This window comes from Acidobacteriota bacterium (genome assembly GCA_040752675.1).
Lineage (GTDB): Bacteria > Acidobacteriota > Polarisedimenticolia > JBFMGF01 > JBFMGF01 > JBFMGF01.
Genome location: JBFMGF010000029.1, coordinates 1 through 12,314 on the forward strand (window position 1 = coordinate 1; position 12,314 = coordinate 12,314).

The 12,314-nt window shown below is 49.7% G+C and carries 14 protein-coding genes and 1 other RNA gene; all 15 read right to left on the reverse strand.

All coding sequences use genetic code 11. From position 1 onward, the window contains the following. Positions 1–307 precede the first annotated feature (307 nt). The 15 genes from AB1756_02915 to infC all read right to left on the reverse strand — a co-directional run bounded on the left by AB1756_02915 (position 308) and on the right by infC (position 12,311). On the reverse strand, positions 308–1,171 hold the full coding sequence (locus AB1756_02915; protein ID MEW5806288.1) for an NAD(+)/NADH kinase: 864 nt from the start codon (positions 1,169–1,171) through the stop codon (positions 308–310). Further along, on the reverse strand, positions 1,137–1,964 hold the full coding sequence (locus AB1756_02920) for a TlyA family RNA methyltransferase (protein ID MEW5806289.1): 828 nt from the start codon (positions 1,962–1,964) through the stop codon (positions 1,137–1,139). Before AB1756_02920 ends, AB1756_02915 begins: the two co-directional genes overlap by 35 nt. Before the next feature lies 1 nt (position 1,965). Beyond that, positions 1,966–2,868 (reverse strand): polyprenyl synthetase family protein, encoded by a 903-nt coding sequence (locus tag AB1756_02925; protein ID MEW5806290.1) that lies wholly within the window; start codon positions 2,866–2,868, stop codon positions 1,966–1,968. A gap of 35 nt (positions 2,869–2,903) precedes the next feature. Beyond that, the gene (gene xseB / locus AB1756_02930; protein ID MEW5806291.1) at positions 2,904–3,179 is read right to left on the reverse strand and encodes an exodeoxyribonuclease VII small subunit; all 276 of its coding nucleotides are present in this window, start codon (positions 3,177–3,179) and stop codon (positions 2,904–2,906) included. After that, complete coding sequence (xseA, locus tag AB1756_02935) at positions 3,154–4,557, reverse strand: exodeoxyribonuclease VII large subunit (protein ID MEW5806292.1); 1,404 nt, start codon at positions 4,555–4,557, stop codon at positions 3,154–3,156. The genes xseB and xseA overlap by 26 nt, the downstream gene beginning before the upstream one ends. Next, the gene (locus AB1756_02940) at positions 4,544–5,371 is read right to left on the reverse strand and encodes a TIGR00282 family metallophosphoesterase (GenBank protein MEW5806293.1); all 828 of its coding nucleotides are present in this window, start codon (positions 5,369–5,371) and stop codon (positions 4,544–4,546) included. The genes xseA and AB1756_02940 overlap by 14 nt, the downstream gene beginning before the upstream one ends. A 50-nt stretch (positions 5,372–5,421) precedes the next feature. Further along, the gene (gene rny / locus AB1756_02945) at positions 5,422–6,990 is read right to left on the reverse strand and encodes a ribonuclease Y (GenBank protein ID MEW5806294.1); all 1,569 of its coding nucleotides are present in this window, start codon (positions 6,988–6,990) and stop codon (positions 5,422–5,424) included. A 66-nt stretch (positions 6,991–7,056) separates the two neighbouring features. Continuing rightward, positions 7,057–7,235, reverse strand: a non-coding RNA gene (gene ssrS / locus AB1756_02950) — 6S RNA. 71 nt (positions 7,236–7,306) lie between these two features. Then, entirely contained in the window at positions 7,307–7,615 is a 309-nt protein-coding gene (locus tag AB1756_02955) for a cell division protein ZapA (GenBank protein MEW5806295.1), read from the reverse strand. A gap of 8 nt (positions 7,616–7,623) precedes the next feature. Then, positions 7,624–7,899 (reverse strand): hypothetical protein, encoded by a 276-nt coding sequence (locus AB1756_02960; protein ID MEW5806296.1) that lies wholly within the window; start codon positions 7,897–7,899, stop codon positions 7,624–7,626. A gap of 83 nt (positions 7,900–7,982) precedes the next feature. Further along, on the reverse strand, positions 7,983–10,052 hold the full coding sequence (gene pheT, locus AB1756_02965) for a phenylalanine--tRNA ligase subunit beta (protein ID MEW5806297.1): 2,070 nt from the start codon (positions 10,050–10,052) through the stop codon (positions 7,983–7,985). Between the two features lie 65 nt (positions 10,053–10,117). After that, positions 10,118–11,134 (reverse strand): phenylalanine--tRNA ligase subunit alpha, encoded by a 1,017-nt coding sequence (gene pheS, locus AB1756_02970; GenBank protein ID MEW5806298.1) that lies wholly within the window; start codon positions 11,132–11,134, stop codon positions 10,118–10,120. Positions 11,135–11,184: 50 nt separating this feature from the next. Then, complete coding sequence (gene rplT, locus AB1756_02975) at positions 11,185–11,544, reverse strand: 50S ribosomal protein L20 (protein MEW5806299.1); 360 nt, start codon at positions 11,542–11,544, stop codon at positions 11,185–11,187. Positions 11,545–11,556: 12 nt separating this feature from the next. Then, positions 11,557–11,754: a 50S ribosomal protein L35 gene (gene rpmI / locus AB1756_02980; protein MEW5806300.1), complete on the reverse strand. Its 198-nt coding sequence runs from the start codon at positions 11,752–11,754 to the stop codon at positions 11,557–11,559. Between the two features lie 41 nt (positions 11,755–11,795). Next, positions 11,796–12,311 (reverse strand): translation initiation factor IF-3, encoded by a 516-nt coding sequence (gene infC, locus AB1756_02985; protein ID MEW5806301.1) that lies wholly within the window; start codon positions 12,309–12,311, stop codon positions 11,796–11,798. Positions 12,312–12,314: the final 3 nt, after the last annotated feature.

The following is a 12,314-nucleotide window of genomic DNA, read 5'->3' on the forward strand; positions in this document are numbered from 1 at the left end:
GGTCTAATATCAGAAGCATCAAGCATATCCTTTCATGCTATGCCGGGAAAAACTCTCTGGTATTTCTTCATCTGACATGGGGGTGGCTTATCTCAAGGGCTGGCCCGGTCCATCGGAAGGGGAAAAACCATCGGCTTATATCATTATTCTAGTGTAATGATTCTAAAGTTCTTTGAATATTTCGTAAAGGCTATGGATTCCATTTGCTTTACTTTAGAGTGCCTGACTTATTAAAGGAATTTCAGCGTCAGGATACTAGAGACAAGAGAATCAAGACGGCATTCGACTGTGATCATGGAGTCGCCGCTTAGCGCTCACCCCATTTTAGTTTGCGGCGGAGAAGATCGAAGTAGTTGCGTTCGCAGGGCCTCACAAGGTTTATGATGTTCCTGCTCCTGACAACCTTGATGATGTCAGATGCTTTCATTGGAAATCCCACCTGCCCGTCCAGAGTGACGTAAACATCCTCGTCGCTCGTGAGCAATGTGATCTTGATCTCAACCTCGTCAGAGACGACGAGCGGCCTGTTGGTGAGAGTGTGGGGGCAGATCGGAGTAATCACGAAAGCATTCATGCTCGGGAAGATTATGGGTCCCCCTGCGGAAAGAGAATAGGCTGTGGAGCCAGTGGGAGTTGAGACGATCAGGCCGTCCGCTTTGTACGTAGTGACGTAGTAGCCGTCTATCTCGATGCTTAGGTCGATGATCCTTGCCAGAGCAGCCTTGTTGATCACGATGTCGTTCAGGATGGAGTAGCTACCGATCTTTCTTTTCTTTCTCAGGATGTCAACCTTGAGCATCATTCTCTTGTCGAGAGCGATGCTGCCGACAACAGCCCTGTCCAGATACTTGAATAGCTCATCTGTCGAGAACTCCGTGAGGAACCCGAGCCCGCCCAGGTTCACGCCGAGGATGGGAGTCCCCTTTTTCCCGGCGCTCCTGGCGACGCTCAGGAGAGTTCCATCTCCTCCTATGACGACGATAAGGTCCACCTTCTCTGCAAGTTTTTCCCGGGCCATGCCGCGCCTGGCTCCTATCATCCTGGCAGTCGCCGCCTCCGGGATCACGATCAGCCCGTTCTTCCTGGCATAATCCAGCAACTGCAGGATAACCTCTCTGCTCTCGCGTTTTTTAGTCTTAACGACGACCCCGATCTTTCTTACCTTTTTCATGGAAGAGACACTCGATTCGTTTCAGGATCTCGACGTTGCTCATTCCCTTTTCATGGTTGGATAGGTAAAGGAGGAATTCCCTGTTTCCCTCAGCTCCCGTAATGGCGGATTCGGCAATCCCCAGAATGGATAGCTGATTCCTCTTGCAGAACATCGCGATCTCTTTCAGGATCTTTTTCTGGTCATCCTCGTCCCGGATTATACCTCCGGGGCCAACTTTGCCCCTGCCAACCTCGAATTGCGGCTTGACGAGAAGGATCATGATCCCTTTGTTGAGGACCTTCCTCAGTGGGGGGATGACCTTCATCAGTGAAATGAAGGAGACATCAACCGTTATGATATCCGCCTTTTCTGGAAGGTCCTCAGGTTTCAGGTAGCGGACGTTGAATCTCTCGATCGGGATGACCCTTGGATCCCTCCTCAATTTCCAGTCGAGTAGCCCGTAACCGACGTCAAGGGCATAGACCTTCTGTGCTCCTCTCTTCAGGAGGCAATCCGTGAAACCGCCAGTCGAAGCCCCTACATCCAGCGCCACCTTATCCTTCACGTCGATCTCGAAGGTGTTGAGGGCTGCATCCAGCTTGATGCCACCCCGGCTGACGAACGGTTCCCTCTCCATCCGGATTTCGATAAAGTCCTTTTCGCATACCTGCAAAGAGGCCTTATCCACTTTCATCCCGTTAACGTAAACAATGCCTCCGAGGATGAAAGCCTTTGCCTGTTCTCGACTTTTTGCCAGCCCCTTTTTGACTATGTAGGTGTCGAGTCGTTCCTTCGCTTCCTTCTTGGGCATCTCAGCTCCTCCTCTTGATGATGAAATCGGCAAGTGAAGAAAGAATGGAACTCCTCTCTCCGAGAGGCTTGAGGAGCTCTTTCCCTTCCTCGATCAATCGCTGAGCGATCTGATGAGCTCCATCTATTCCATAAAGTGAAGGATACGTCGCCTTTTTCTTCAGGATATCCTTTCTGGTCTGCTTCCCCACTACTTCCTTTTTTCCTTCTGCATCCAGGAGGTCATCGGTTATCTGGAAAGCCAGACCCACTTTCTTTCCAAAATCCGAAATGAGCCTCTTCCTTTCCTCATCGGTTCCGGACATGATTGCGCCGCAGGTGAGGGAGGCGCCTATGAGAGCCCCCGTCTTCATCTGATGGAGACGCTCGCATTCATTCGGCTCAATATCCCTGCCTTCGGATTGAATGTCCATGACTTGGCCTCCAATCAATCCGCCGATGCCACAGGCAGAAGCGATTGTCCTTATGATCTCGATCTTGTTTCTGTTAAAAGCTTCCCCATCCGGGTATCTTGACATAATTTCAAAGGCAAGCGTCAGCAGCGCATCTCCGGCCAGTATTGCCATTGCTTCACTGAAGGCTCTATGGGCGGTTGGCTTTCCTCTTCGGAGATCATCGTTGTCCATGGATGGGAGATCATCATGAATGAGGGAGTAAGTGTGTATGAGCTCAATGGCACAGGCAGAAGGGAGGATATATTCCAGCTTCCCTCCGAGCGCTTCGCAGGACGCAATGGAGAGAATCGGTCTGATCCTCTTTCCACCGGAAAAAACTGAATACCTCATGATCTCGATTATGGAATCCGGAGCATGAGATTCCTTCTGGAGATACTGGTCCAGTTCGGAGTTGATCAGTTCCACTTTTTCATTGAGGTAAGCAGAAATGTTTGCCGTCGTCGTTGCCATCTGCTCATGTTCCTATCGTGAAGAGTTCCATTAAATCATTCGCTTTCATCGGATGGCTCGAAGGGTTGTGGGATGATCTCTCCTGTCGACGATTTCACGAGGATCTCGACCTTCTGCCTTGCCTCTTTCAGCTTTTCGTTGCAGTGTCTCGACAGGACAATCCCTTCCTCAAAAAGCTTAAGAGATTCTTCAAGGGATATCTCGCCGGATTCAAGCCCGTTGACAATTTCCTCAAGCCTTGCCAGTGCTTCTTCAAAAGTCATCTTGCTTATCGCGGCTCCATGTTCAGGTTTCACTTTTTTCTTCTTCATCTTCTTTTCCTTTAACATTGCAGAGTAGGCTTCCCTGGTAGAGTTTGATATCTACATTATCTCCAATGGATACCTCGGAAGACAAGCGAATAATTTTTGTTCGGTCGGGTGTCCTGCAAATGGAGTATCCTCTCTCTAGAACGGCAAGCGGGGAGAGGGAATTTAAGAGCCCCGACAATCTTGAGAAGTGCTCCTCGGCAGCTCTCATCAGGTTTACCATGACCCTCTCCAAGCCCTTGGAAGCCGAAGAGGCCGATTTCAAAGCGCTAGCAAGATTTAACGCGATCTTTGCCGGGGAGAGCCTCTCTCTGAGATGCTTCAGTCGCCCTTCCACCCGGTCTAAATGTCCGGCCACGGTGAAGAGAACCCTCCTTTCAAGATCGTCGATGCGTTGCATTTTCTCCTGGATGAACGCCTCTATGCCGAGGAACCCTTTGCTTCGCTCGAGCCTGACGAGCTTCTGTCCCTGTTCCTGAATAACTAGTTTACCTTCCCGGATTAGCTCCTTGATAGACGTGGCAAGCCGGGCTTCAAGCTCCTGGCTTTTCTGGACGATCATTGCAGCTGCAGCAGACGGAGTGGGCGCCCTACGGTCGGCAACGAAATCGGAGATGGTGAAATCGGTTTCGTGCCCAACGGCGGAGATAACGGGGATTTTCGATTGAACAATCGCCCTGACCACTGCTTCTTCATTGAAGGGCCAGAGGTCTTCCATTGAGCCTCCCCCTCTTCCCACGATGATGAGATCAAGATCCGTCATCCTGTTCAGTATCTTGATCCCCTCGACTATCTCCGGAGCCGCTTCTTCTCCCTGGACCCTCGAGGGATAGACTATTATCTCGATGCTGATGCCAGCCAGGATCCTCATCATGTCCCTGATGGCAGCTCCTGTGGGCGAAGTGACAATCCCTATCCGGCGGGGCAGGGCAGGGATCGGTCTTTTTCTTGATTCGTCGAAGAGCCCTTCTGCCTCTAGCTTCTTCTTGAGCTGCTCGTATGCATACTGAAGCGAGCCGATCCCCTTCGGCTCCATCTCCTCGACGATGATCTGGAAGGTTCCTCTCGGTACGTAGAGAGAGAGCTTTCCAAAGACAAGGACTTCTAGTCCATCTTCCGGAGTAAACTTCAATCTCCGGTTTTGCTGGTAGAACATGACTGCCTGTATCTGCCCTTCGCTGTCCTTCAATGAAAAATAGTGGTGGCCAGATGTGTGCGGTTTGAGGTTCGATATCTCGCCGACGAGCCAGATGCCGGGATAATTGCTTTCAAGCTCGTAGCGGATTGTCCGATTTATTTCCGAGATGGTGAAAGGGTTTTCTCTGGAACCTTTGCTCTTCGTTTGGAGGGATTCTTCTTCCGATAAGTTATTCTTTCTCATCGGCCATTCCAGCTTCGATCGCCGGCTCTCCGCCATCGTCTTCAACAGTCAATCTCTGAATGTCAATTGAAAGACCCGTATTCTCGTCCAGGCCTACTAGAACCGCCTGAAGTTTAACGTTCCTCGTCGCGGTTTCAAACTTCACTGGCCGCTGCGTCAGCAGCCTCTCAATGGCAAGTTCCTTCTCTATTCCAATTACGGAGTCGAATGGGCCTGTCATTCCGGCATCGGAAATGAAAGCCGTGCCGCCAGGAAGGATCCGCTCATCAGCCGTCTGGACGTGTGTGTGTGTTCCGATGACGGCAGCCACCCTCCCGTCCATGTACCATCCAAAGGCGATCTTCTCCGAGGTGGCTTCGGCATGGAAGTCGATGATCCTGACATCTGCCCTCTTGCCGATCTGTTCGAGAGCATGATCTGCAGTGCGGAAGGGGCAGTCGTAGGAATCTATGAAGACTCTCCCCATGATGTTAAGAACAGCGACCCTCATGCCATTCCTGGATACTCCTATGTAAACGCCGGAGCCAGGAGCAGGCTCGGGGTAATTGATAGGGCGCAGGAGTTTTTCCTGACGGGCAAGATAAGGGATGATCTCCTTCCTGTCGAAGATATGATTCCCGCTAGTCAGACAATCGATATTGAAGGAGAATAGTTCATCCGCGATCTTGGGTGTAATCCCGAAACCTCCTGCGGCATTCTCCACATTTGCTATAATGAAATCGATCGCATGGCGGTCAATAAGCTTCGGAAGCTTCTGACGGACAATCCGCCTTCCGCTCTTTCCAACTATGTCTGCAATTAAAAGGATATTCATTTCTTACCTTGATTCCCGCAACCAATGCTTACCATTTGCATAAGCATCAACTACACAGCGAAATCGACCGCTCTGGTTTCACGAATGACGCTGACCCTGATCTGTCCCGGATAATCCAGGTCTGTCTTGATCCTGTTGGCAATATCCTTTGAGAGCCAGATGGCATCATCGTCGCTCAATTCGGTGCTATCGACGATGACCCGGACTTCCTTCCCTGCCCGGATGGCATAAGCGGCCTTCACTCCCTTCATTGAGGCGGCGATCTCTTCCAGTTTTCTAAGTCTCGAGATGGAAATCTCAAGATTATCTTTTCTCGCGCCCGGCCGGGAATCGGAGATCTTATCTGCCATATGCAGGAGGATCGCCTCGACAGTTTTAGCTTCCATGTCCCGGTGAAGCGACTGGATGGCATGGACTACCTCGTCGGATTCCCCGAACATGGCAGCGGTCTCGGCGCTCAAAAGGAAAGATGAGCCAACCGTGTTGGTTTCGGCAACATGCCCGATCTCATGGAGGAGCCCGGCCCTTTTGGCCACTTCGGCTTTAGCCCCGAGTTCCGTTGCCATGTGTGCCGCAAGCTGGGCTACTTCGATGGAATGCTGAACGAGATTATGTCCGAGATAAGTCCGGAATTTCAGCTTTCCGACAAGCTTCGCGAGACGGGGGTGAAGGTCGGTAATCTGAAGCTCGTAAGCGACTGCCTCGCCGGCGTTCTGTATCTCGTTTTCAATCTCTTCTTTGACCTTCTCGATGATCTCTTCGATTCTGGCCGGATGAATCCTTCCATCTTCCACGAGCCTCATGATGGCAATCCGCGCGATCTCGCGACGCAACGGGTCGAAGCCTGAAAGCATAATGGTCCTCGGCGTGTCATCGATGATTAGGTCGATACCTGTGGCCATTTCAATTGAGCGGATGTTCCTTCCCTCGCGGCCTATGATCCTTCCCTTCATCTCATCGTTTGGAAGCTGGATGGTGGTCACGGTCGTCTCGATGAAGTTCTTGCTTGAGAACCTCTGGATGGAACTCGTGACTATCTTGAGGGCTTCCTCTTCCGCCTTTGCTCTGGCCTCTTCTTCTATCGTCTTGATCATCCCCGCGGCTTCTCTTCGCGTCTCTTCTTCCATCTCCTTCATCAGTTCTTTCTTTGCTATCTCCGCCGTCATCCCCGAGATGCTCTCGAGCTTTCTCTTCTGCGTGACGATGGCGGCTTGGAGGGAAGTCTCTTTCTCTGTGATCCTCTGTTCTCCGCTCTTGATTTCCCGCTCTCTTCGTTCGAGTTCCTGCTGCTTGCTTCCCAGAAGACTTGCTTTCCGGTCGAGGTTCTTCTCTCTCTGTTCGAGCTTTCGCTCAAGTGCTATGAGTTCTTTTCTTCGCTCCTTGTTCTCTTCCTCGACCTTGGCTTCCGCGGCGAAGAGCTTCTCCTGAGCCTCGACGGTCATCTCCTTGATCTTCGTCTCGGCTTCCCGTTTTGCATCTTCGATGATTGAAGCCGCCGTCTTCTTCGCCCTATCTATCTTCTTTCTGATGAGGATAAAAATCACGAGGGCTTCGATGACGAGAAGTGCAACGCCAATAATAATGATGACAATCTGTAAGTTCAGCCCCTGCAAATTCAATCACCTCATTTTTGTAATTTATTTGGAGAAGAGTAAGGAAGAGCGGACGTTGAAAAGAGAGGTTTTAAATCCCCCGCGAAAGCCGTGTGGGTTGAGCTATCTGAACCTGTTTGTACAGGTGGGTGTTCTGCTTCCACTTCAGGCTTCCCCCAGAAGGGGCGTGCGCACCGTGAAAATGACTCGAACTCCCTCTTAATATCTGTTGGCTCATTTTTATCAGCCCATCACGCACTTCGCAGGGGGTTAAGTTGTCATAATTCAATCTGTCCAATGCTATGATCAAAAGGGACAAAATCCTCCTTTTTGTCCGTATGAATTACCTTCCTTTCTCTTCAGCCAGACACCTGTCAATCCTATCAACCAATGAAGAGATGGCTTTTTCCGTATCCTCTCCTTTTTCAGATGAGGCTTTGTTCTTCAAAGCCAGGTAATCATCGGCAATGTTTAAGGCTGCCAGAATGGCAACCTTGAAAGTATCGGCGATCCCGGTGCTGTTAGAGACATCACGCATGACCTTATCGACGTAAGCGGCAACTTCTGTTATGTAATCGGTATCTCCTTCGCCTCTCACATTATAACTCTGACCGAATATCTCAACCTGATGCACCTTGGAATCTTCCACCATCTTCCCCTCTATTCTTTTATAAGTCTTAAAGCTCCCCTGATGCTGTCTCTCAGCATCATTCTCTCTTCCTGGGTGATTTCGAGAAGCTTTCTAACATCTTGAGAAGAAAGGCTTTTGTCTTCTGTGGCGCTCAGATTTTCTATTTCTCCCTTCAGAGCCTCGATCTGCCTTTCCTTTTCCTTTATCTTTTCCTGCAAGCTATCTCTTTCCTTTCTTAATTCACCCATTAAGGATATCATTTTCACTATCTTATCTTCAAGAAGTTTAAAGCTCTTGCCTTCCATTGTCAATATCATCCCTCCTTCTGTTTCTTACCTTCCTATTTCTTGACATCGATTTCTTTCTTATCCATATCATCTCCCTGCCTCTATTCCTTCCTCAGTTCGGCGTCGATCCCTCTGGAAAGAATGTCAAGAATCTTCTCGGTGATTTTATTGATCTCATCGCTGGTCAGCGTCCTATCCTTTTGATGGATGGTAATGCCGAATGTCAAGCTGACTCTTCCCTCTGGAATAGATTTACCAAAATACCTGTTTTTTAATCCGATTTCAATAGAAGAATCGCACCATTTTTCTGCAAGCAGCTTTTCAATTTCTGAATATCTCACACTCTCGTCCACGATGATGGATAGGTCTCTCTTGATGATCGGAAGCTGTGAAATTGCCCGAAATCGGTTGACTTTCAGGGAAGGGTCAGGTATCTCGTTGAGAGATAGCTCGACAGCCCAGATCGGCTGAAATATCTTGTATTTCTGGGCAAGGACTGGGTCTATTCTTCCTCCCAGGGCCAGCCTTTTTCCATCCTCGGATATGAACTCGAATGAAAAACTTCTGTCATACAGTTTCCCTTCTACATGTTTGGCGTTAACTTCTTTAAACAAGAAGTTGCAATTAAGCCGTTTGAGGATCGCTTCGGCCGCACCTTTGATATCCCAGAACTCCGTCTCTCTCTTCTCGTGACTCCAGTGGTCCTGGGTGGAGGAGCCGGTCGCCATTAGAGCAACATGCTTTTTTTCCTCCGGCTGTTTGCTCCGGGAAAAATAGTAGATCTTTCCTGCCTCAAAGAGCTTGATGTCTTTTGATCCTCTCGAGATGTTGGAAGATATGTTCCTGAATAATCCTGGTAGAAGGGACCTTCTCAGTGTTGCCACATTTTCTGACAGAGGGTTGTCGATCTTCAAGGGCTTCGCTTCGTCGTAAAACGAATAGAGGGCGTCTTCCTCATCCGATATCATGGAATAGTTGATCGCCTCCGAGTAACCAGCCGGGATGAGCATCTCTTTGAGGAGCTCCTCGCGGACATCCGATTTGCTCTTGATATTCTGTTCCGTGGAGTAAGGGATTGTGCGGGGTAAAGAATCGTATCCTACGAATCGAGCGATATCCTCGATGAGGTCGATCTCGCGCATAGTGTCGATGCGGAAAGATGGCGGAATGACTTTGAAGGTTCGCTTGCTCTTTCTGGCCGTTTTCATCTCGAGGGATCGAAGGATCCTGACTGCTGCTTCATCCTTCACCTGAACGCCGAGTATCTTCTCCACGCTCTCCATTCTTACGGTGATCTGCTTCTTCAACGATCTCTTTTTGATGACATCGATGTAGCCCAATTGTACGTCTCCGCCCGAACAGTCCATGATAAGGGAAGTCACTCTGTCGATGGCTTTAAGCGTTGCATGGAAATCAGCGCCTCTCTCGAAGCGATAAGATGCATCCGTGGAGAGCCCCAGCTTCTTGGAGGTGAGCCTTACCGATCTCGGATCGAAATAAGCGCTCTCGATGAAGATGTTCCGCGTGCTGTCAGTGACCTCAGAGTGAAGTCCTCCCATGATCCCGGCGATGGCGACGGGATCACTCTCATCCGCAATGACCAGCATATCTTCCGTGAGCTCTCGCTCCGCCGCATCGATGGTGACGATCTTTTCCCCGTTCCTTGCATTCCTGACGACGATCCTGTTTCCCTTAAGCCTGGAGAGGTCAAAGATGTGGATGGGGTGTCCGAGTTCGAGGAGGACATAGTTTGATGCATCAACGATGCAATTAATGGGTCGCAGTCCAGACTGGATTATCCTCTTCGCAATACTGAACGGGGAGGGGGAAATCTTCACGTTTTTTATCACGCGGCCACTGTACCTCCAGCAGAGGGACGGGTTCAAGATCTCAACCTTGAAAATGGAGCGGGAGGCCGGTTTGACCTCTCTGTACCGCTCTTTTCTGAGCTTCAGCTTCCTGTTCGTTGCAGCGGCGATCTCTCTTGCCAATCCTATGATGTTCATGCAGTCGGGCCTGTTCGTCGTGATGTCGATCTCGAAGACATTTTCTCCTTCAATCTTCTCGATGGAATCCACGGTGAAGCCGATAGAAGTGAGGAGCGAAGCAAGCTCAGAGTCGGAAAGTTTCACGTTAACGAATTCTTTGATCCATCCAACAGGAAATTTCATTGCACTCTAATACTCAACACTTATCATCGTTGACATACAGCAACTCAACCGATATGTCTGCGCGACTAAAACTGAGCCAGGAAGCGGATATCGTTTTCGAAGAATAGGCGGATGTCTTCGATGCCGAATTTCAGCATTGTGATCCGTTCAATCCCCATGCCGAAGGCGAACCCGGTGTATTTCCTGCTGTCATAACCGACCGCTTCGAAGACGGCAGGGTGGACAATCCCCGCTCCCATGATCTCAAGCCAGCCGCTCATCTTGCAGCTCCTGCACCCCGCTCCACCGCAGACGGTGCAACTGATGTCCACTTCTGCTCCCGGTTCAACGAAGGGGAAGTAACTCGGGCGGAATCTCAATCTCACCTCTTCGCCGAAGATTCTTCTGCAAAAATAATCAGTGGTTCCCTTCAGGTCAGCCATCGATATGGCGCGATCGACACATAGCCCCTCAACCTGGTGGAACATGGGTGTATGAGTGATGTCGAAATCCCTCCTGTAACATTTTCCGGGAGCGATGAATTTAAGCGGAGGCTTGTACTTCTGCATCGTTCTGATCTGGACAGGGGAAGTATGTGTTCTTAACAGAAGTTGCTGGTTGATATAGAAGGTGTCCTGCATGTCCCTCGCGGGATGATCTTTCGGTATGTTCAGGGCCTTGAAGTTGTGGAAGTCGTCTTCTATGTCGGGACCTTCCTCGACGCTGTACCCCATCTCGATGAATGTCTCGGCAATCAGTTTGCTGACCTGAGAAATGGGATGATAATGCCCCGCTGCAGGGAAGTATCCGGGTAGTGTTAGATCGACACCCTTTTTCTGCTTCCTCTCTCTGGAGATTTCTAATAGCCCTTTTTTCTTTTCTTCAATTCCCAGGGTTATCAAGGATTTTATCTCATTGAGGAGCCGGCCAACCTCGGGCTTTTCAGCAGGAGAGAGTTTTCCGAACTCCTTGATTTTCTCCGTCAGGAGCCCGCTCTTCCTTCCGAGATACTTGACCTTGATATCAAAGAGTCCTTTTTCGCTGGAGATCTTCTTGACCTCTTCAAGAAAAAGCTCTTTGATCTTCTGGAGTTCTTCCTTCATGGGACTGAGATCCTGCTATGACTTTAACGTTGCACGGAAGTGCTTATTGCCTATGCGACAATCGCTTTTCGCGCCTCTTCTGCAAGCCTCGAGAATGCATCGCGATCGGTCACGGCAAGTTCGGCCAAGATCTTTCTATCGATGACAATACCGGCTTTCTTGAGACCGCGCATGAACTTGCTGTAAGGAATGTCATTCAACCGTGCGGCAGCATTGATCCTGACGATCCAGAGTCTTCTGAAATCCCTCTTCTTGGCTCTTCTATCTCGGTACGCATAACCCAGGGACTTTTCGACCTGCTCTTTGGCTATGGTGTAAAGCTTGCTCTTGGCAAGATAGTATCCCTTCGCAAGTTTCAGGATCTTTTTCCTTTTGTGTCTTCTCTTGCTTCCTCGTTTTACTCTTGGCACGACGAATCCTCCTTATCGATAAGGTAGCATCTTCATCATTCTCTCCTGGTCCGCTTTGCTGATGTATGTGTCCCGGTCGAGATGTCTCTTCCTTTTCGTTGTTTTCTTCGTGAGGATATGGCTCTTGAATGCCTTGCTCCTCTTGATCTTTCCTGATGATGTGAGTTTGAATCTCTTGGCAGCACCTCGGTGTGTCTTTAATTTTGGCATAGGGTCAATCTCCTATCGCTTGATTTTTGTAATTTAAAATATCACGCTTTGGGTCTGGGAGCCATGATCATCATCATGAAGGGTCCTTCCAACCTCGGGCTCATCTCCACGATCCCCTCTTCCTGGAGCTCCGAGATCAATCGATCCAGGATGGCCTTTCCGATCTCGGGATGGATGATCTCTCTACCACGGAACAGGATGCTGATCTTAACTTTGTCGCCGTCACTCAGGAATCTTTGGATGTGCTTCTTCTTGAATTGGAAGTCATGCTCATCCGTCTTGGGCCTGAACTTGATCTCTTTCACGTGGATGTGCCTCTGCTTCCTCTTGGCCTCGTGTTCCTTCTTCTTTTTCTCATAGAGGAATTTCCCATGATTCATGATCTTACAGACAGGGGGCTTCGACAACGGGGAGACTTCAACTAGGTCCAGCCCTCTCTCCTCGGCGATGGCAAGTGCCTTGGAAACGGGCATAATGCCTACCTGAGCTCCATTTTCGTCGATGACCCTCACCTCCCTGGCCCTGATCTGTTCATTTACTCTTTCTTTCTTCTCTATAGC